General features: G+C 38.7%; 17 protein-coding genes and 3 pseudogenes. 16 read left to right on the forward strand and 4 right to left on the reverse strand.

The window, feature by feature from the left end:
- Positions 1-305: 305 nt before the first annotated feature.
- The 3 genes from R4Z09_RS13100 to R4Z09_RS13110 all read left to right on the forward strand — a co-directional run bounded on the left by R4Z09_RS13100 (position 306) and on the right by R4Z09_RS13110 (position 2315).
- Positions 306-1061 carry a class I SAM-dependent methyltransferase gene (locus R4Z09_RS13100; RefSeq protein WP_338452709.1) on the forward strand — a complete coding sequence of 252 codons (756 nt, stop codon included), beginning with the start codon at positions 306-308 and terminating at the stop codon, positions 1059-1061.
- A gap of 206 nt (positions 1062-1267) precedes the next feature.
- Positions 1268-1615 (forward strand): VOC family protein, encoded by a 348-nt coding sequence (locus R4Z09_RS13105; RefSeq protein ID WP_338453268.1) that lies wholly within the window; start codon positions 1268-1270, stop codon positions 1613-1615.
- Positions 1616-1802: 187 nt separating this feature from the next.
- Positions 1803-2315, forward strand: coding sequence for a DinB family protein (locus R4Z09_RS13110; protein WP_338452710.1), 513 nt, complete (start codon positions 1803-1805; stop codon positions 2313-2315).
- Positions 2316-2478: 163 nt separating this feature from the next.
- On the opposite strand, the gene R4Z09_RS13115 is transcribed toward R4Z09_RS13110, so the two are convergent.
- Together R4Z09_RS13115 and R4Z09_RS13120 are read right to left on the reverse strand one after the other, a co-directional pair.
- Positions 2479-3345 carry an RNA polymerase sigma-70 factor gene (locus tag R4Z09_RS13115; protein ID WP_338453269.1) on the reverse strand — a complete coding sequence of 289 codons (867 nt, stop codon included), beginning with the start codon at positions 3343-3345 and terminating at the stop codon, positions 2479-2481.
- On the reverse strand, positions 3345-4631 hold the full coding sequence (locus R4Z09_RS13120; RefSeq protein ID WP_338452711.1) for an NAD(P)/FAD-dependent oxidoreductase: 1287 nt from the start codon (positions 4629-4631) through the stop codon (positions 3345-3347). The genes R4Z09_RS13115 and R4Z09_RS13120 overlap by 1 nt, the downstream gene beginning before the upstream one ends.
- A 245-nt stretch (positions 4632-4876) precedes the next feature.
- On the opposite strand from R4Z09_RS13120, the gene R4Z09_RS13125 reads away from it, so the two are divergent.
- The 4 genes and pseudogenes from R4Z09_RS13125 to R4Z09_RS13140 form a co-directional block, all read left to right on the forward strand.
- Complete coding sequence (locus R4Z09_RS13125) at positions 4877-5386, forward strand: YfiT family bacillithiol transferase (protein WP_338452712.1); 510 nt, start codon at positions 4877-4879, stop codon at positions 5384-5386.
- Between the two features lie 474 nt (positions 5387-5860).
- A complete protein-coding gene (locus R4Z09_RS13130) occupies positions 5861-6190 on the forward strand; it encodes a YciI family protein (protein ID WP_338452713.1) in 330 nt (109 codons plus the stop codon).
- 170 nt (positions 6191-6360) lie between these two features.
- Positions 6361-6846 (forward strand): annotated as a pseudogene (locus tag R4Z09_RS13135) (RNA-guided endonuclease TnpB family protein); the annotation flags it as partial.
- A 119-nt stretch (positions 6847-6965) separates the two neighbouring features.
- Positions 6966-7306: pseudogene (locus tag R4Z09_RS13140) on the forward strand (dihydrofolate reductase family protein); the annotation flags it as partial.
- Positions 7307-7415: 109 nt separating this feature from the next.
- Here R4Z09_RS13140 and R4Z09_RS13145 read toward each other — a convergent pair.
- Positions 7416-7859: pseudogene (locus R4Z09_RS13145) on the reverse strand (GNAT family N-acetyltransferase).
- A gap of 374 nt (positions 7860-8233) precedes the next feature.
- Here R4Z09_RS13145 and R4Z09_RS13150 point away from each other — a divergent pair.
- From R4Z09_RS13150 to fabG, 9 genes are all read left to right on the forward strand, one after another.
- A complete protein-coding gene (locus R4Z09_RS13150) occupies positions 8234-8818 on the forward strand; it encodes a TetR/AcrR family transcriptional regulator (RefSeq protein WP_338452714.1) in 585 nt (194 codons plus the stop codon).
- A gap of 195 nt (positions 8819-9013) precedes the next feature.
- Positions 9014-9808 carry an enoyl-CoA hydratase/isomerase family protein gene (locus R4Z09_RS13155; RefSeq protein ID WP_338452715.1) on the forward strand — a complete coding sequence of 265 codons (795 nt, stop codon included), beginning with the start codon at positions 9014-9016 and terminating at the stop codon, positions 9806-9808.
- Positions 9809-9885: 77 nt separating this feature from the next.
- Positions 9886-11064, forward strand: coding sequence for a thiolase family protein (locus R4Z09_RS13160; protein WP_338452717.1), 1179 nt, complete (start codon positions 9886-9888; stop codon positions 11062-11064).
- Between the two features lie 38 nt (positions 11065-11102).
- Positions 11103-11948 (forward strand): 3-hydroxybutyryl-CoA dehydrogenase, encoded by an 846-nt coding sequence (locus tag R4Z09_RS13165; protein ID WP_338452718.1) that lies wholly within the window; start codon positions 11103-11105, stop codon positions 11946-11948.
- Positions 11949-11963: 15 nt separating this feature from the next.
- Positions 11964-12734 (forward strand): enoyl-CoA hydratase/isomerase family protein, encoded by a 771-nt coding sequence (locus R4Z09_RS13170; protein WP_338452719.1) that lies wholly within the window; start codon positions 11964-11966, stop codon positions 12732-12734.
- A gap of 131 nt (positions 12735-12865) precedes the next feature.
- Positions 12866-14011: an acyl-CoA dehydrogenase gene (locus R4Z09_RS13175; RefSeq protein ID WP_338452720.1), complete on the forward strand. Its 1146-nt coding sequence runs from the start codon at positions 12866-12868 to the stop codon at positions 14009-14011.
- Positions 14012-14035: 24 nt separating this feature from the next.
- Positions 14036-17311 (forward strand): fused isobutyryl-CoA mutase/GTPase IcmF, encoded by a 3276-nt coding sequence (icmF, locus tag R4Z09_RS13180; protein WP_338452721.1) that lies wholly within the window; start codon positions 14036-14038, stop codon positions 17309-17311.
- A 213-nt stretch (positions 17312-17524) separates the two neighbouring features.
- Complete coding sequence (locus R4Z09_RS13185) at positions 17525-18292, forward strand: sigma-70 family RNA polymerase sigma factor (protein WP_338452722.1); 768 nt, start codon at positions 17525-17527, stop codon at positions 18290-18292.
- A gap of 251 nt (positions 18293-18543) precedes the next feature.
- Positions 18544-19284, forward strand: a complete 741-nt coding sequence (gene fabG, locus R4Z09_RS13190; protein ID WP_338452723.1) for a 3-oxoacyl-ACP reductase FabG — start codon at positions 18544-18546, stop codon at positions 19282-19284.
- Between the two features lie 133 nt (positions 19285-19417).
- Here fabG and R4Z09_RS13195 read toward each other — a convergent pair whose 3' ends face one another.
- Positions 19418-20191 carry a 2-phosphosulfolactate phosphatase gene (locus tag R4Z09_RS13195; RefSeq protein ID WP_338452724.1) on the reverse strand — a complete coding sequence of 258 codons (774 nt, stop codon included), beginning with the start codon at positions 20189-20191 and terminating at the stop codon, positions 19418-19420.
- Positions 20192-20194 lie beyond the last annotated feature (3 nt).

Raw genomic sequence — 20194 nt, forward strand, 5'->3', positions numbered from 1 at the left:
AGTGCAAAAAGTTTAAAATGTTTGTAAACAGATGCACCTAAACTATAGAAAGCATTTCTACAATAAGTGAAGACATTTTTTATTGCAGTAACTATTCGTTTCGTCATACAAGTACATATTTTATTCATTTATAAATATTTCTAAAAATTTTATCTTTTTATTATTCAATTAAGGGGCAGACTAGCGGGTGCAAGAGTTCAGAGCAGATGCTATATTGGGCTGCTTTTTCTTTTTTTAACTAAAGAGTTGGGTGATAATAAAAATGTTATAAGGAAATTGGGTTTCAAAAGGAGAAGGTGGTTTGAGTGAAATCAACAGATAAATTCACAGACAAAGCTGAGGTCTATGCAAAATATCGTCCAAGCTACCCTCTTGAATATATTGAATATTTAATTTCTGAGGCTGGTTTAAATGAAGATTGTATGATTGCGGATATTGGATCGGGGACTGGAATTTTAAGCAGGCAGCTTCTTGAAATGGGATTTTCTGTAATTGGGGTGGAACCAAATGATCATATGAGAACCGTAGCAGAACAAACTATAAAGCCTAATTCTTGTTTTATTTCAGTTAAAGCCACGGCTGAACATACAACTATCAATGATCATAGTCTAGATTTAGTCACAGTGGCACAGGCATTTCACTGGTTTGACATGGAGCCGTTCAGATTGGAATGTCAGCGGATTTTGAAACAGGATGCGAAAATGGCCCTTGTTTGGAATAGCCGGGATGGGTCAAGTGATATAAACAAGGAAAGTGCTGATGTTTGTCAAAAGTACTGTCCGAATTTTAAAGGTTTTAGCGAAGGTATGGAGGAAACACCAATTCCATTTCAGCAATTTTTTAAAGATGGAAAGTATGAGTTTAAGTGCTTTCGCAATGACTTGCCATTTACTTTAATTGGATTTTTAGGCAGGTACTTATCAGCTTCCTATTCCCCAAAAAAGACCGATAAGGAGTACAATCCCTTCATTACTGCATTATCGAATATATTTGAAAAATATAGTGATAATGGGAAAATAATAATTCCAAATATAACAAGAAGTTATTTGGGTCAAGTGTAATGATTTAAATCATGATTATATAGGATGATTTATTAACAGCAATCGAAATGAGATTATCCAACAGTTTAGAGCAAGATGCTTTAATGGGAGGCTTTTTCTTTTTTTAACTAAAGGATTGGATGAAGAAGGTATTTACTTTTATCTATTGAATATTTATTTTAATTTAAAAAATTAATGCGATTAGAGAAGAAAGGGAGTTTGTAATGATGATCAAAGGTTTCGGGGGAATATTTTGGAGGACGAAAAATCTAGAGGCTATAAAAAAATGGTACAGTGAAGTGTTGGAGATTGAGATAGATAATTGGAATGGGACGATTATTAGACCCCAATCAGGAAATGAAACGATCTTTTCTTTCTTTACTGAAGATGACAGTTATTTCCCGACAGATCAGCAAGTGATGTTAAATTTCCAAGTACATAATCTAAACGAAATGATTAAGCATCTTGAACAAATTGGTGTACCTCTTGAAAAGGAAAAAGAGGTTAGTGAATTTGGTAAGTTTATTTGGATTAAAGACCCTGACGGCAGACTGGTTGAGCTATGGGAGAAATAATGGGTTGTAATTATTCATTATTTGGTGAACAAACGAGTACTTAATAGAAAAAAGGAGTTGTAATTGTGGCTCCTTTTTCTTAATCACTATAACTAAAACTCAAAGAATACTTTTCATCGTAGAGAATATATACAGAATAGGAACCTAAGGAACCTAGATATTTACTTGCTGGTGAAGGGAGAATTTCATGAGTAATTTAGTAAATGATAATCTGTATGAAACGAGAAATAACTTAATAAATGAAATTACTTCATTAAGTCATACTCAATTTAATGGTAGACCTGGTATGAATAGGTGGAGTATAGCACAAGTTTGTCATCACTTGGTTTTAGTTGAACAGGCAACAATAAAGGCTATTGCATGGGGATTAAATCAGGTTGATCATACTCAAAAAGAACGTAAAAACGTTCAACTTATATTGGATCGAACGAAAAAGATTAAAGCTCCCCAAATCGTTGAACCAGATGCAGAACCATTTGAAGTTCAGTCAATCATTGATTTGTTAAACGATTCGCGAAAAAAATTGCTCACTTTCCTTAGTACAATTGAGAATAAATCGATACTGACTGAAAAAGCAGTAAAGCATCCTGCCCTAGGTATACTACCACTTGACCAATGGATTGAACAGATTTTTTTGCATGAACAACGACACATAGAACAAATAAAAGAGATAAAGGCACTTTTAAATGTGAGGCCCTAAAAATCCAAGAAGGATTGCGAGGGTAGTCTAATGAGATTGTAAATCTATTCACTTATAATCGATAAATAGTAAAAAAACAGCTGATTTAGAGGGATGCGCCAGCTGTTTTTTTGTGTCTGATTGATAAAGCGAGAACTGCGATTTAGTGATCGTATGGAGTCGTCTATTGCAAATGTCGTAGTTTATCGGGATTAGCAACCGCGTAAATCGTCTGAATTCGATTGCCGTTAAAAGCAAAGGAGTACACATATTGTAAGTGATCATCGAGTGTTAAAATCAGTCCAGGTATACCGTTGACCGATGTATATTTGATGGAGAACGTGCCTGTATACATTTTCGTAAGGCTTAGGAGCAGTTGAACGACTTTGGCAGCACCGAAAATAGGTATTTGTGCGGCTCTCACTTTGCCGCCGCCATCCGAGTGCATTGCGACATCTTCGCTGACAAGGTCCAATAATTGATTTACGTTTCCATTTAAGATAGACTGTACAAACTCTTTTACAGTAGATTCCGCCATTGAAATCGAAGGCTGTTTCTTAGGGTCATATTCCATGCTTTTTTTCGCACGGTGAAAAATTTGCCGGCAGTTAGCATTGCTTTTTCCTAGAATTTCAGCTATTTCATCATAAGAGTATTGGAAGACTTCTCGAAGCAAAAAGACGGCTCGTTCGATCGCATTTAGTTGTTGTAATAATAGCAAGTATGCGGTGGAGATGGACTCTTGTTGAAGAAAGGCTTGTGAAGGATCGTTAGGTGAATTCTCTATTTCAAGCAATGGTTCCGGAAGCCATGGTCCGACATATACCTCACGTTTTTTTGCGGATGACCGTATCAAATCCAGACAGCGATTGGTGACGATCTTACATAGATATGCTTTTTTGTTTTCAATATGTTCGCGGTTGGGGAGCTGATTAAAGGTTATAAACGCTTCTTGAACAATATCCTCTGAATCCATCACGCTGCCTAACATACGGTAGGCTAAGGAAAAAAGCAGAGGTTGATAGGCTTGATAAATTCCTTCCATACTCATCATTTGATTTCCTCTCTAGTATTTAGTAGTTGTGAAACGGCTCGTTTAGCGCTAGCTACGGATGCATCAACGAGCAGCTCCCCATGTGAGGCCCAGTCACCAGCAACATATAGTCCCTCAATTTCAGTAACAGCAGGGCCTGGATCTTCCATCCTTTTTATATGAGGAAAATCGTGGACAACCGTCATTTTCGGCAGAAACTGTCTTATAACTAATTCATTCCTCCAGCCAGGTTGAACCACATCTAACACTCGCTCCAACTCACCCTCATCCTTCGCTGCATCTGTTTGTTGACCCTGATATTTAAAAAGTGATATCACTTGTGTTCCATCATCACTCAAGATAGCTGGCCTAGGTTTTCCGTCCCGTGATTGGTGCGTAAAGAAAATGGGTTGGTCCAATCCATAGATAAATTGGTGCTCATGTATAGGTAGCTTGCGTAATCCAATATCTAGACAGGCAACCGTAACAGGAATCGCTTGCTTGGTCCACGAGTCGAGTGCTGTTTGGTCCGCATGGGGAACTAGTTTGTGAGAAATAGAAGGTGGTGTAGTTAGTATAACATTCGATGCTTCTATTCTAGTGCCACCCTCACATAAAATCGAGTGTACTTTTTGATCTTGATGTTCAACTGCAGCCACTTTACAACCAGTGACTAGCTCCACTCCTTGTTGGACAGCAAGTTCACGCAATTCTTCTACGAGTGTCCCCCAGCCTTTATCGAGATACAAGACTCCTTTTAGTGCACGCTGCAGCTGCTTTAAGGCAGGACCAGCAGCGTGTAATTCAGGTGCAAGCACATAAGTGGATGTTCGGAGCAATGCATAAAACACGTTACGCAGCATAGGATCATTCAATTGAGTTTCAATCCAATCGCGGATACTAATCTTGTTCCAAACGCTTGTGTCCATTTTTCTTAATTTAATGAACCATTTTGCTAGTTCGAGCTTTCCTCCCCAACTTAGGAGCGGCGTTTGAATGAAGGAGGATGCGTTCGTTGGTAAGGGCAATATTTGTTCTTTCCACATCCCATAAGCATCAATAGACGGTGTGCTTCCATTAAGTCGTAATCCGAGTTCGCGGAATGTTTCATACGCTTCCCCTTTATACAATGCATGCGCGCCTAAATTAAAATATACCCCCTGCTTTTTGTTAGTGATGGCTCTGCCTCCCAATTGTTCTTGCTTTTCCAGTACAATGGTTCGTTTGCCTGCTTTGGCTGCATAGATCGCAGCCGTTAAACCCGCAATTCCTCCGCCTACAATAGCCACTCCATATTTTGTCATCGACATCATCCTTTTCGATTATTTACCAATATAACGGATGAGTGAATGATTCTGTGACAAAGGAGGTGAAAGTTTTTTGATGGAGTTGATTGTTAGGTAATACGAACTGATTCAAGAAATGGGCCATTTAATTGGATAAGCTTTTGAATTATTATGCAGTTTGTTGGAGTGATATAATTAAATAAAATTAAACGTTAATAGCGCGAAATATAATGAAATATAGAATAAGGAAAAGGGGATTGAAAATGGATGTAAGATACCCAATTGGGAAACTACAAGTTCCTGAAAAAGTAACATTAGCAAATATTCAAGAATGGCTAAAGGAAATTGAAACTTACACGATTCGATTAAGAGAAACTGTCGACTCATTAAGTGATGAGGAATTAAGCAGAACTTATCGTGAAGGTAGCTGGACAGTTCGTCAACTTGTTCATCACATTGCAGATTCTCAGTTGAACATGTATCAACGTTTGAAGCTGGCTCTAACAGATGGAAATCCAACGGTACCAGCTTTTGATGAGGAAAAGTGGGCTATTCAACCGGATACAAAGCTTCCTGTAGAATGTTCTATTAAGATGTTAGAAGGTATAAATGAGCGCATCGTATCTTTAGGACATAGTTTAACTGAAGAGCAATTAGATCGAGCTTTTACTCATCAGATAAACGGTACAATAACAGTTGCAACAAAAGTTGCAAAATTAGCTTGGCACGAAGAGCATCACTTAGCCCATATAAAAATCGCTTTATCAAGATAATACAATATGTATAAAAGTGGCTTACCGGACCTCGATAAGCCATTTTTAAAATTAAAATAAGGAAAAATTTACAGAAGTTTATTAAACTAAAGTTCCTTCGAAGTGTAGAAAACAAGAAATTTCAGGAGTGGCCATGTGACCATCAACAATCGTAGAGTCCATATAAATAATAAATATTATACTTAAAGAAACGGGCGAGGTTCCAAAATAAAAATCAGCGCCTTTTTTCTTTTGAGGGCTATATCGTTAATAACACCTAAATATCAGGCGTTGTTCAGAAGAGATTGTGAAATTTTGTAGATAAAGTCAAGAAATTGAATAGGAGACAATACGATTTTTCAAGATGAAGGTCGCCTTTTTCCTTAATCCAACAATTATATTGTGAAATTTGGATTCGGGAAGGAATTTATGTCATAATTGGGTCCAGCAATGTCTCGTTGAAAATACAAATTCAGATTAAAGGAGGGTTTCGCAATGGCGAACAACACCTCAAATAATAATAATCAGGGAAAAATACACTTCATGTTAAAATCAACTCCGCCAAGAGTATCTTTTCATCAGGACATGACCGAAGAAGAAAGGAATATCATGCTCCAACACATCGACTATTGGACGGACAAGCAGAATCAAGGGATTGCTTTAGTTTTCGGACCGGTTCTAAATCCTTCTGCCCCACACGGACTGGCGATTATTGAAGTCGAGAAGGAGGAACAAGTCCCAAAACTTATTGCACAAGATCCCGCCGTTATTGCAAGGATCATGACAACGGAATTTTATCCGATGAAAGCAGTTATAAAAAAATAATATCATCCCTTTATTATGGGCAAGGCTCTGGTTTCTGATCTGATCGGGGCAGGAGTGAGTACGGGATCGCTTGCAAGCGGTCCTGTTTTTTATAATAAAAGATTTATTATTTCAGTATTTTTTCAGTAATAAAGATTGAATATCGTGCAAAAAAACAAAATCCGAATGAAAAAGCGAAACGAATCATGAGTAGAAGAACGATTGGGGGTGCAAATTGGTATAAAGCCAAAAAGAAAGTCGCCCGTGTCCATGAGAAAATCACGAATTCAAGAAATGATTACTTACACAAATTATCTACCAAAATAGTCAATAACCACGACATTATCGGTATGGAAGATTTGTCTATAAGTAATATGCTAAAAAATCATCATCTTGCTAAAGCCATTAGTGAAGTGTCTTTGTCACAGTTCAAAACAATGATTGAGTATAAAGCCAAATGGTACGGAAAACAAATCGTAACCGTAGCAAAAAACTTTCCTTCCAGTCAATTATGTTCACGCTGTGGCTATCAAAACAAAGACGTTAAAAATCTCGGTTTGCGTGAATGGAAATGTCCAAAATGCCATACCCAACACGATCGAGATATTAACGCAAGCTTAAATCTTAAAAATGAAGCTATAAGACTTCTAATCGTCGGTGCGACGGGGATAGCCTAATCAATAACTAACCAATAGGTTGGTGTTCTTAGGAATCTCCCGCTTCAAACAGACCGCAAGGTCGTTAAGCGGTGAGTAGTTCAAGGGGGCAATTTACTCCAGAAGCGACTGATGAGTCTGAAACAGAAATGTGGGAATTAGTTCACAGCAAAGAAAAATATGTGTTTTCCAAAACACAAAAAGCGACTGATCATCAAGCAATCTATATCAATGACAATATTCTAGAAGAAGTCATAAAACTAAAGAATAAGCCTGGTAAAGATATCTGGCTATATGGCGGTGCAAGCCTTATTACTACTTTATCAATTTAGGGCTTGTTGATGAACTTAGATTATCCCTTCACCCTGTCATTTTGGGAGAAGGAAAACCGTTGTTTATGGATATAAAACAGAGGTTGAATTTAGAATTGGTTCATACAAGAACGTTTTCCTCTGGCGTTGTGCAACTAATCTATCATTAGAATGTAAATGAATCATATGATTCAAAGCAAGGATAAATGGCATGAAATACGAACAGTGTCTGTGACTGTTCGTATGGAGCCTTGTGTTTGATAATGAATCCAACAGTTATTAAATTAAACTTAATTCATAATGATAAAATTGTGAATCCCGAAGATATCCATTTTTTCATACAGTCTTTGAGCGGAATAATTATCTGGTGCTGTACTCAGACTAATACTTTTCGCCCCTGTTTCAATAGCAAAAGCTTTTGCTTTATGTAAAAGCATTTCTCCGATTCCTTGTTTTTGGCTTCAGTAGTTACATACAAGTCGTTTAATATCTACGCCCTTTTCATAGATATCGATGAGAATGTAGGATAAAGTTTGGGTAAATCCGACATACTTTTGTTTGTCTTTAACAACAAATATCACAGAATCCTTGTTTTCTAAACGGTCTTTTAATGTAATTCTTCGCACCCTCTAAATCTGATGTTTGTTTATAAAACACCCGATATAAATTAAGTGAATTCGATACTCCTTCTAAATCTTCAATCACAGCTTGATATATTTCCATTTGCATTACCTACCAAATCCTTCATTAACTCTCTAACAATTTTAACACAGAATTCTAGTTAATTTATTTTCAACAATCCGGACCGATACCTGAAGTTCTCTGAATAACCAATGTAGAGATTGTTTTACGTATATTCGTTATATTAATTAATGAATGCTTTAAAGAAGAAATTGTCCTATGGGGTCAGTCTCTCAGTCTGCTAAAGTATTAACGCAGCAGGGGACTGATCCCTTTTGAGGGTTTTGATATCTTAATAAGGTTATAAAAATATTCCGAAAATTTAAAATAATACTTGCCGTTTAAAATTATACCGTTTAGAATGTAAATATAGAGGGTAATCTTTGAAAAATAATAAAAATTGTAGGCGATAAAAAATGAACCTTAAAATGAAAAAGCAGCTACAAAAGAAAAAAGACATGTTAAGATCTGCTGCGATGGTGATTTCTAAGAAAGGATACCATCGAGCAACAATGGACGATATTGCGGCAGAATTACTAATGACAAAGGGGGCACTTTATTACTATTTTGCAAATAAGGAAGAATTGATTTTTCAATGCCATGAGATGATTTTGAGTGAGGCCATAGAGGAAATCGAAGCCATTTTAGCATTAGAGGTAACATCCATTGAAAAAATGGAAAAAGCGATTATAAGGCATATATACTTTGCTATTGATGAAAAAGAGATGTTTAATATGCTTCTTCAACCAGAAAGTACTTTTGCTGACCAACATATCAGTGTCATTCTAGAAAAACGAGAAAAATATTCATCACTTTTTGACGAAATTATTGCAGAAGGAAAAAGAAATGGCTCATTCCGTGTTAAAGAAGCAAAAATGGTACGGATGATCATTTTAGGAGCAATGAACTGGATCCAACAATGGTACTCTTCAAAGGGAGAACAGAGTAAAGAGGATGTTGCTAAAATTTATGCAGAATATTTACTTAAAATATTAATTTAGCTTCATTCAGCAGAAGTCTTCCACTTCTTAAGGACTGAATGCAAAAAGTTCTCCGATTCAATTGGGTTTCAAATCCCTGCTGAATGAAGTTACGTTTCCGGCAGATGTCACGGATTTTTTTCGAGTGAGCTCGATGAAAATCCGGACGCAAATTCGATGGGCGAATTTGATTAAGTTATTTTGGGAGGTTATGAGATGGAATTTACTAACCTAAAACAAAAGCTGGTAAAAGTGGAAATGGTAGATCAGATTTGCATGTTAACAATCAATCATCCACCGGTAAACGCATTAAATGCAGAGGTTATAGAGGAATTGGATCAAGCTATTCAAAGGATCCGCGGGGAAAAAGGATGTCGTGCTCTCATCATAACGGGTTCAGGTGACAAGGCATTTGTCGCAGGTGCAGATATCAAGGAGTTTACTAGCTTAGATAAAGAAAAAGCAATTCAATTATCCAAAAAGGGTCAAAGAATTTTCGCAAACTTAGCAGAATTAGAGATACCAGTACTCAGTGCCATTCAAGGATATGTTCTCGGTGGAGGGCTTGAATTAGCCTTATCATGTGATATCCGGGTTGCCGATGATTCAGCCGTTTTCGGATTGCCTGAAGTTGGATTAGGTATCCTTCCAGGTTACGGAGGGACACAAAGATTGACACGACTTATCGGGACAGGTAAAGCAAAGCTACTAATTCTTTCAGGTGAAAAGTTTAATGCAGAAGAGGCGTTGCAATTAGGTATCATCGAAAAATTGGTGCCAAAAGGACAAGCTTTACCTACAGTCATCTCGCTTGCAAAGTCGATTGCAAATAAGGCTCCCATCTCGGTAAACAAAGCTAAAAAGGCAATTGATGCGGCAAGTTTCCTTGAATTGGAAAAAGGGCTCGAACTTGAGGCCGAAATGTTTGGTGAATTATGTGAGACAGAAGATAAAAAAGAGGGTGTACGTGCCTTTCTTGAAAAGGATCGTCCTATTTTTACAGGAAAGTAATCACTAATTGCACACATAATTTACTGAATATTTTTAAAAATACAAATACAAATTATTAATAAATGGAGGAATTAGCTATGCGTGAAGTTGTTATTGTCAGTGCAAAAAGAACACCAATTGGTGAATATTTCGGAGCGTTTAAAGATTTAACCGCAGTGGACTTAGGGGTACATGCTTTGAAAGCCGCGATTGAAACTGCTGGAATTGAAGCAAATCAAATTGAAGAAGTAGTGGGAGGACATATATACCAAGCTGGTTGTAAAGGTAATACCGCCCGTCAAGTCGCATTAGGGGCTGGGTGTTCCGTAGAGACGGTCGCTTCTACGATTAATCAACAATGTCCTTCATCATTAAGGGCAGTAGAAATCGTCGCCCAAAATATCATGCTTGGCAAGATTGAGATTGGAGCAGCAGTTGGATACGAAAGTATGACGAATGTTCCTTATCTGTTACCAAAGGTTCGCGGGGGGTTGAAGATGGGAGACAGTTCAATCGTGGACTCCTTACTAAATGATGCATTGGTAGATGCTTTCAATGATTATCACATGGGCGTAACAGCTGAAACTCTTGCCGAGGAGTATCAAATTAGCCGTGAAGAACAAGATGAACTTTCATTCATTAGTCATCAAAGGGCGTGTGAGGCTATTGGCAATGAAAAATTCAAACAGGAGATTGCACCGGTTGAAGTTAAGTCAAAAAGAACAACAAAAATCATTGATACTGATGAACATCCAAATCCAGCCACAAGTATCGAAACGTTGTCCAAATTACGACCAGCTTTTAAAAAAGAAGGGACAGTAACAGCCGGAAATGCTTCTAGCCTTAATGACGGTGGAGCAGCTATCATCCTTATGGCGAAGGAAAGGGCGATCGAATTAGGACTAAAGCCGTTAGCTAGAATTGTCGCTTCAGCATCCGCTGCAGTAGATCCTAAAAGAATGGGAATTGGGGTTGTTCCAGCAGTTCATAAAGCCTTACAATTTGCAGGTCTGCAAATGAATGATATTGATTATTGGGAACTAAATGAAGCTTTTGCGGCCCAATTTTTAGCTGTCAATCGTGAACTGAATATTCCGATGGAACAAGTGAATGCAAATGGTTCAGGAATTTCATTAGGTCACCCTGTTGGCTGTACGGGAGCCAGATTGTTGACTACGTTAATCTATGAAATGCAGCGCCGCGGTTCTAAATATGGCTGTGCATCTCTTTGTGCAGGCGGTGGACCTGCTGCCGCCATGATTGTGGAAGCGCTATGAAACTAAAAACTATAAATAAATAAGTGAGGGATCGTGTAATGGAAAAGGCAATTGGCGTAATCGGTGCAGGAACGATGGGGAACGGAATAGCGCAGACAGCTGCTGCAGCGGGTTATCAAGTGATTCTGCAGGATGTTCAGGAAAGTTTTTTACAAAAAGGACTTGATAACATTCAGAGAAATCTCAACCGGTCTGTTGAAAAAGGAAAACTTTCAAGGGAGGAAGCTGAACAAACGCTCGGACGTGTTCAGGGAACGATTCATATTGAAGAACTAGCGAAAGCGGATATTGTCATCGAAGCAATCATCGAAAACATGGAGAGCAAAAAATCATTACTCCAAAGGCTTGATGCGGTGTGCGGACCGAATACGATTTTTGCCTCCAATACATCAGGGTTAAGTGTTACTGAACTTGGCAACTGTACAACCCGTCCATCTCAAGTGATTGGAATGCATTTTTTCAATCCGGTACCCGTAATGAAGCTGGTAGAGATCGTCCGCGGACAGGAAACATCTAACGAAACCTATGAAGAGATTAAGCAATTGGTTGAGAAGTTTGGCAAAAAAGGAATAACCGTACAGGATGCACCATTATTTGCCGTTAATCGAATTTTAGTTCCGATGATCAATGAAGCAATTTTTGTGCTCGCAGAGGGAACGGCCAGTGCTGAGGATATTGATGAAGGCATGAAATTGGGAGCCAACCATCCGATCGGACCTCTAGCACTAGCGGATCTGATTGGCTTAGACACTTTACTGTTTGTCATCGAAACATTATATACAGAGACATCTGATAGCAAATACCGTCCATGTCCATTATTGAAAAAGCTGGTACGTGCCGGACATTTAGGCAGGAAGACAGGTAAGGGGTTTTATCAATACTAAAAGCGGGTGATGTTCATGAATGAAGCGACATTAGTAAAGATTGAAAATGGAATTGGATTCATTCGATTAAATCGACCGGAGAAACTTAACTCATTGTCCAGTGATTTAGTTGAATCGTTCACTAATAACTTAGAAAGTCTTGGGAAAAACGAAAATGTAAAAGTCATTATTGTGTCGGGTGAAGGAAAAGGATTTTGTGCAGGCGGAGATTTAGAGACGATGAAGAATTTATCACAAGCAAATGAGAAGCTGGAGTATATGCAAAAAGCCTCAGCTTTAACCAAAACCATCCTGAACCTGGACAAATATGTCGTTTCCGCTGTCCATGGATTTGCAGCAGGAGCGGGATATAGTCTGGCGCTTGCATCTGATTTTATAGTTGCTAATAAGTCTGCTAAGTTTGCTTTGAGTTTTGTCAATGTGGGTGTCATTCCAGACCTGGGGTTAATGAAGTTACTTTCAGAACGGGTACCTTTAAGCATAGCGAAAGAATGGATCCTATCCGGGAAAGTCATGACAGCAGAAGAAGCCCAAAATTGGGGAGTCATTAATCGAATCACCGAGGGAGATGTCCTTCAAGAAGCTATTGAATTCTCTCAGTTTATTATAAATGGACCGCAGGAAAGCAATAAATATGTAAAACAGTTGTTAAACCATGATGTTCAGTTAAGTTGGGATGATGTCCTAGAGCAAGAAAATATGATTCAAACCTATTTGATGCAGTCGGAAGATTATGAGGAGGGAGTTAATGCCTTTTATGAAAAGCGTGCTCCTAAATTTAAGTGAATCATGCAAGGGTGGATGAGCTGGGTTATTTCTGAAAATTAAATAATACTTTTTTATCCTTAAATTCATTTAGTGATAGATTGAGAGTTTCGGGCCAAGGAAACGAACTTTTAGCAATAGGGGATGATACGATGCAATTTCAATTATCAGAAGAGCAGGAAATGATCCGAAAGATGGTGCGGGATTTTGCCAGAAAAGAAATTGCACCGACAGCGGACGAACGTGATGAAGAAGAATACTTTGACCCCGGAATTTTTCAAAAGATGGCCGAGCTGGGTTTAACAGGGATTCCATGGCCGGAAGAATATGGCGGCATTGGCAGTGACTATGTATCTTACTGTATAGCGGTAGAAGAGCTGTCACGCGTATGCGCATCAACAGGTGTTACACTCTCTGCCCACACTTCTTTAGCATGCTGGCCTGTTTATACATTCGGTACAGAAGAACAAAAACAAAAATACTTAAAACCGATGGCACAAGGAGAAAAAATCGGGGCATATGGATTAACGGAACCTGGTTCTGGATCCGATGCCGGCGGAATGAAAACCACTGCCCGCAAGGATGGGAATGAGTATATTCTGAACGGCTCCAAAATTTTTATTACGAATGCAGGGGTTGCTGACATCTATATTGTATTTGCGGTAACAGATCCAACATCTAGAAAGAATGGGATGACCGCTTTTATTATCGAAAAAGACTTTCCCGGCTTCTCTATCGGGAAAAAAGAAAAGAAAATGGGCATCAGGTCTTCACCTACCGCTGAAATTATCTTTGAAGATTGTCGAGTACCGGAGGAAAATGTGCTTGGTGAAGTAGGAGAAGGGTTTAAAGTAGCGATGATGACCTTAGATGGAGGCCGAAATGGCATTGCAGCGCAGGCGCTTGGGATTGCTCAAGGAGCATTAGACGCAGCTGTAGGGTATGCGAAAGAACGGCAGCAATTCGGAAAATCCATTGCAGCTAATCAAGGCATCTCTTTCAAACTGGCAGATATGGCAACAGCGATTGAAGCATCACGCCTATTAACCTATCAAGCAGCTTGGCTCGAATCTAATGGGTTGCCGTATGGAAAAGAGTCAGCGATGTCTAAACTTTTTGCAAGTGATACGGCGATGAAGGTGACAACAGAAGCGGTACAAATATTCGGCGGCTACGGTTATACAAAGGATTACCCCGTCGAACGCTTTATGCGAGATGCCAAGATTACACAGATTTATGAGGGAACAAACGAAATTCAACGATTAGTCATTGCAGGGAAGCTTTTAAATGAAAAATAAATCGAATAAGGAAGGTGCTAAAAGGTGGAGACGGAAGTTTATCGCCCAACTCATAATGTTAGATTTGTGACAGCCTCGGCTTTATTTGACGGCCATGATGCGGCCATCAATATTATGCGCCGTATTCTTCAGGATTCGGGTGTAGAGGTCATCCATTTGGGACATAACCGCTCAGTAGAAGAAGTGGTAAATGCCGCCATTCAAGAAGATGTACAAGGAATTGCCATGAGTTCTTATCAGGGTGGTCATGTGGAATATTTAAAGTATATGTATGATTTGCTTCAACAACAGGGAGCGGGCCACATAAAAATTTTTGCAGGCGGGGGCGGGGTTATCGTCCCTTTAGAAATCAGAGAATTGCATGAATACGGGATTGCCAAAATCTTTTCCCCTGACGATGGCCGCGAGCTAGGGTTACAAGGCATGATAAATCATATGATTCGGGAATGTGATTATCAATCACCAAAGCAGCTTGAACAAGATATTGCTGGATTATATGAGAAAAATTGGGGATCCATTTCTAAATTAATTACCTTTGCTGAAGAAAAACTTGGGAAGGATCGAGAGGAAGAAAAAGTTGCAGCGGTATTAGAACAGTTACACGTGGGAGCTCCAGTGGTCCCAGTTTTGGGTATTACCGGAACAGGGGGAGCGGGAAAAAGCTCTCTGACGGATGAGTTAGTACGCCGCTATCTTGAACAATTCTCTGACCGTTCCATTGCGATCATATCCGTAGATCCTTCCAAAATGAAAACGGGTGGAGCATTGTTAGGTGACCGCATTCGGATGAATGCGATTAACAACCCTCGTGTCTATATGCGCAGTTTAGCTACCCGCGGGTCCAAGTCTGAATTGAGTCGAGCGACAAAAGAAGCGATTAATATCGTGAAAGCAGCAGGATATGATTTCGTCATAGTTGAAACGAGCGGGATTGGACAAGGGGATTCTGAAATTGTTGAGATTTGTGATTTGTCCATGTATGTCATGACGAGTGAATTTGGAGCTCCAACACAGCTGGAAAAAATCGATATGCTTGATTTTGCTGATTTAATCGTCATTAACAAATTTGAACGCCGCGGGTCAGAGGATGCTTTGCGTGACGTCCGCAAGCAGTATCAGCGCAGCCGTAAGTTATTTGAAATCCCTGATGAAAAATTGCCTGTTTTTGGTACAATTGCAAGCCAATTTAATGATCCTGGAACGAATGTCCTTTTTGCGAATCTAATGAAGAAGATAGAAGAAAAGTCTGATCGCAGCTGGCCGACTACCTATGATAGCGGCATCCAAAAGGTAACGAAGCAAAATTTAATTATCCCGTCACACCGTACTAGGTATTTAGGTGAAATTGTCCAGACGGTTTATCAATATCGGGAGTTCACAGAAAAACAGGTTGATCTGGTTCGTAAATGGTACCAGCTACGGGGAACGAAGGCCTTGATTGAGAGTGAAAACAGGAATATCATGACGCAAGAAGAAGCAGAAATCTTCTCAGCAAAACTCGATGAAATGATCTCTCTTTATGAAGGTAAGATAGATCCAGAGTGTAAAAAAATGGTGGATGAGTGGCCGGAAATTCGCAAATCCTACCAGCAAAATGAGCTGGTTACAAAGGTTCGGGATAAAGAAATGATCACTCCATTGTATACCGAATCATTGTCTGGGAATAAAATTCCGCGGGTGAGTGTCCCTAAATTTGAGGATCCAGGGGAAATTCTCCTTTGGCGATTAAAGGAAAACCTACCTGGTTATTTCCCATATACAGCAGGGGTGTTTCCGTTCAAACGGACCAGTGAAGATCCGAAGCGCCAGTTTGCCGGAGAAGGTACTCCAGAGCGAACAAACCGACGCTTTCATTTTCTCAGCCAAAATGATGAGGCGAAACGGCTGTCTACTGCCTTCGATAGTGTCACCCTATACGGGCAGGATCCGGATTACCGTCCTGATATCTATGGGAAAATTGGCAACAGCGGTGTAAGTGTCTGTACATTGGATGATATGAAAAAGCTTTACAAAGGGTTTGACCTTTGCCACCCATCCACCAGTGTGTCGATGACCATAAATGGGCCTGCGCCAATTATTCTGGCAATGTTCATGAATACTGCCATCGACCAACAGGTTGAAAAATTTGTGGAGAAAAACGGGCGCCAGCCGAACGTTGAGGAATTTGGAAATATTAAGGAATGGACGCTGCAAACTGTGAGAGGCACCGTGCAAGCGGACATTTTAAAAGAAGACCAGGGTCAGAATACCTGTATCTTTTCCACAGAATTTGCCCTTAAGATGATGGGGGACATTCAACAATACTTTATTGATCATAAAGTACGTAACTATTATTCGGTTAGTATTAGCGGCTATCATATTGCAGAAGCGGGAGCAAATCCAATTTCGCAATTGGCGTTTACACTGGCAAATGGCTTTACATTTGTAGAATATTACCTGAGCCGGGGAATGCATATTGATGATTTTGCACCAAACCTGTCTTACTTTTTTAGTAACGGGTTAGACCCGGAATACACGGTAATGGGACGCGTCGCCAGGAGGATTTGGGCAACGATTATTAAAAATAAGTATGGCGGGAATGAACGAAGCCAGAAGCTGAAATATCATATCCAGACATCTGGCCGCTCGCTCCACGCTCAAGAGATGGACTTTAATGATATCCGTACAACTTTACAAGCTTTGATTGCCATCTACGATAATTGTAATTCATTGCATACGAACGCATTTGACGAGGCGATTACAACACCGACAGAAAATTCTGTGCGAAGGGCGATGGCCATCCAGATGATCATCAATAAAGAATTGGGTATCGTAAAAAATGAAAATCCGATGCAAGGAGCCTTTATTATTGATGAGCTGACAGATCTGGTGGAAGAAGCGGTATTGGCTGAATTTACACGGATCAATGATCGCGGTGGTGTTTTAGGAGCAATGGAAACACAGTATCAGCGTGGAAAAATCCAAGAAGAATCCCTTTACTATGAACATAAGAAACATTCTGGCGAATTGCCGATTATTGGTGTCAATACATTTATCAATCCCAATGCTGAGGAAACCGCTTATGAAATTGAGTTAGCACGTTCGACAGAGGAAGAAAAAGAAACGCAAATTCGAAATCTCCGTGAATTCCAGACTAGAAACCAAGATACATGTCCGATTGCTCTTAATAAGTTAAAACAAGTCGCTCTGCAAAACGGGAATCTTTTTGAAGAACTAATGGAAAGTGTCAAGGTAGCATCCTTGGGTCAAATTACAGAAGCTTTATATGAAGTCGGTGGGCAATACCGCAGGAATGTGTAGGAAAGTACCAGGCACTATCCAAACTTTGGTGGAATATACGATTTATACATGTCTACTTTAATAGGTGCAATCCTCAGGAAATTCTATTTAACTGTATTCATCCCCGACTTCTATAAGTGGGAGATGAATACAGAAGTGTGTTTTTGATTTGTTTTCAAAACATTATGAGCTTAATCGTGAAGTAAAGGGGAATTTAAAAAAGGAGAATCTAACGTGTTATTAAAAGACAAAGCAGTATTAACTAAAGCACAGCATGATATTAACTACCTAAACAATCTCCTAGCGACAACAGAAGCAAATAAATTTATAAGATACGTTATCAAATCCTACACTAAATCACCAGCCAACTTCATGGCCGTTAATCGTGTAGAGTGGGAAGATTTACAACAGGCAGGATACTTAGGTTTGTATCTTGGCATAACTAGGTTGAATCTTTCACTAGTACCTAATGAATGGGTACGCTACTTATATTTATCTGTACAAGGTGAGATTCGTAAGTTCTCTAGGTCTAACGATTCTAATATGGTTGTAATTCCACAGCGTATTAGAGGACTTTATTCTAAATACAGAAACTTTCATGAAGATTTTTGGTTAGAACATTTTCGTGACCCTAAAATAGTAGAAGTAATGAGTCACTTCAATATAGATGAACAAGATGCTTTTGACTTAGTTTATGGTATGCAGGCAAGTATTTCAAGGGATCAATTACTTGCAGAACTTTATTCTTCAAACCATAATTTTTCTGATTTAGACCCTACTTATCATGGGAAAGTTGAGAACCAAGCTATAAATAAAATCTTAGTCGAAGATGCTCTTAAATATGTAAATGAAAAGCAGAAAACAGTCCTATACTTGTACTATTATAAAGGGCTTTCCAAAACTGAAATATCTAAAGTGATTGGTTGTGGAAATTCGATGATAACAAAGCACATAAATACCGCTTTTAAAAATATTCGTGAACAGTACGGAGAACTTGCATAAACAGATTAAGTTTACAAACAAAAAAAACACTTGTGTAGACGAAAAAATAAATGAAAACATTAGGGAATTGAACATAGAATCATCTCAAGAAGCGGTATTGGCTGAATTTACAAGGATCAATGATCGCGAGGGTGTTTTAGGGGCAATGGAAACACAGCGGAGGTACGGAGTAATAACCAGCGCAGAGAAAGTAGGCCAGTCGATTTTTCCACAGAAAATAAAAGTGTTAAGAACTAGAGAGGGATAATAAAATGGGGAAATTGCAAGATAAAGTAGCGATTGTTACAGGGGCTGCAAGAGGCCTGGGAAAGGGAATTGCTGAAAAACTTTGTATAGAAGGTGCTAAAGTAGTTGTAGTAGATATGAATGAGGAAATATGTAAAGGCACAGTGGAAGAATTTTCAAAAAAGGGGTATGCTGCAGCATCATTCGTCGCCAATATCGCAAAAGAAGATGATGTTAAGGATCTTTATAAATTTACAATTGAAAAATTCGGTACTGTAGATATTTTAGTGAATAATGCCGGAATTAACAGGGATTCAACCCTGAATAAAATGACATTAGAAGACTGGCAGCAGGTTATCGATGTAAATTTGACTGGTACTTTTTTATGTACGAAAGAGGCAGCCAGATTTATGAAAGAAAAAGAATATGGGAAAATTATATTTATTTCTTCAGCAGCATGGCTTGAAAACTATGGTCAGGCAAATTATTCTGCTTCAAAAGCTGGTGTAATTGGACTGATGAAAACAGCATCCAGAGAATTGGCAAGAAATAACATTACCTGTAACGTGATTTGTCCGGGATTTATTGATACGGATATGACAAGAGCAGTTCCTGATAAAGCAAGGGAAATGATGATATCTAAGATTCCGCTGGGCAGAGTGGGAAATCCCTCTGATGTAGCGAATATGACTGCATTTTTAGCCTCTGATGACGCATCATATATTACAGGTGAAGTGATGAATGTGGGCGGTGGATTGGTGCTTTAAACTACTGGAAGACAATGAAAGAAATCCAAACTACTCGTTCTCACGGGTGGTTTTGTTTTTGTGTAATAAAAATTGATTTTTTAAAATAATTTGATAGTGATAAAACTTTTTAAACGAAGAAAAAACACCAGTTTCAATGGACTGGTGTTTTTTCAGCTATCTGAAGGTTTTCCAAATATGGATTCTTTTCTTTCCTTAATATAGGAATCACCTCATACATATCGCGCTGTAAAGCATGGGTAATGGAATCTCGATAACCTAAAGACGTTAACAGTTTTCCTGTTTGTGAAGTTAAGAAAAAATTCATGATTTGTTTTTCGTGAAATTTTTTGTAAAAATGATAGGCCGCAGCTCCTGAATCAGATAAATGGATATTTTCTTCATCTCCGGCATATCGATATAACTCTCGAATCAAATGTCCCGCACCTAGAAAATCTTCCATCGAAAAATTCCCATGGTTTCCTGCACATACGATAAGAATCGTTTTGTCAGCATGATTTTGCAGAAGATGCTTCGCCATATAGTGATTGTTTAATAAACAGGACGCGTAAATAAAAGAAGCCGAAAGTGAATGGTTTAATGCCACCGTGCCATTTGTGGTAGATAAAATGATTGTTTTATCAAAGATATTCGATTTTATTAGTTCTAGAGGACAAGGATATAGAAATTGATCAACCTTAAAACCTTTCTTTTCTCCACATAAAATATATGAATTTTCGGACAAATGTTGACTTACTTCCAGTGCTTCCTCTACATTTAATACAGGAATAATTTTTTTGGCCCCATGTTGAAACAATGTTGTGATTGTGGTGGTTGCTAATAAGACATCAAAAACGACTGCGACACAGTTTTTTATTTTTAGTGGATCAATCATTTCTTTTTGTGATAATACATGAATTTTTACCATGTT

The sequence above is a fragment of the Niallia oryzisoli genome (assembly GCF_036670025.1).
Taxonomy (GTDB): domain Bacteria; phylum Bacillota; class Bacilli; order Bacillales; family Cytobacillaceae; genus Bacillus_BD; species Bacillus_BD oryzisoli.

What these genes read in the sequence shown, in the direction of transcription:
- R4Z09_RS13105 (WP_338453268.1), top strand. Translation starts at nt 1,268, where the DNA reads ATGATCAAAGGTTTCGGGGGAATATTTTGGAGGACGAAAAATCTAGAG.
- R4Z09_RS13110 (WP_338452710.1), top strand. Translation starts at nt 1,803, where the DNA reads ATGAGTAATTTAGTAAATGATAATCTGTATGAAACGAGAAATAACTTA.
- R4Z09_RS13115 (WP_338453269.1), bottom strand. Translation starts at nt 3,345, where the DNA reads ATGAGTATGGAAGGAATTTATCAAGCCTATCAACCTCTGCTTTTTTCC.
- R4Z09_RS13120 (WP_338452711.1), bottom strand. Translation starts at nt 4,631, where the DNA reads ATGACAAAATATGGAGTGGCTATTGTAGGCGGAGGAATTGCGGGTTTA.
- R4Z09_RS13125 (WP_338452712.1), top strand. Translation starts at nt 4,877, where the DNA reads ATGGATGTAAGATACCCAATTGGGAAACTACAAGTTCCTGAAAAAGTA.
- R4Z09_RS13130 (WP_338452713.1), top strand. Translation starts at nt 5,861, where the DNA reads ATGGCGAACAACACCTCAAATAATAATAATCAGGGAAAAATACACTTC.
- R4Z09_RS13150 (WP_338452714.1), top strand. Translation starts at nt 8,234, where the DNA reads ATGAACCTTAAAATGAAAAAGCAGCTACAAAAGAAAAAAGACATGTTA.
- R4Z09_RS13155 (WP_338452715.1), top strand. Translation starts at nt 9,014, where the DNA reads ATGGAATTTACTAACCTAAAACAAAAGCTGGTAAAAGTGGAAATGGTA.
- R4Z09_RS13160 (WP_338452717.1), top strand. Translation starts at nt 9,886, where the DNA reads ATGCGTGAAGTTGTTATTGTCAGTGCAAAAAGAACACCAATTGGTGAA.
- R4Z09_RS13165 (WP_338452718.1), top strand. Translation starts at nt 11,103, where the DNA reads ATGGAAAAGGCAATTGGCGTAATCGGTGCAGGAACGATGGGGAACGGA.
- R4Z09_RS13170 (WP_338452719.1), top strand. Translation starts at nt 11,964, where the DNA reads ATGAATGAAGCGACATTAGTAAAGATTGAAAATGGAATTGGATTCATT.
- R4Z09_RS13175 (WP_338452720.1), top strand. Translation starts at nt 12,866, where the DNA reads ATGCAATTTCAATTATCAGAAGAGCAGGAAATGATCCGAAAGATGGTG.
- fabG (WP_338452723.1), top strand. Translation starts at nt 18,544, where the DNA reads ATGGGGAAATTGCAAGATAAAGTAGCGATTGTTACAGGGGCTGCAAGA.
- R4Z09_RS13195 (WP_338452724.1), bottom strand. Translation starts at nt 20,191, where the DNA reads ATGGTAAAAATTCATGTATTATCACAAAAAGAAATGATTGATCCACTA.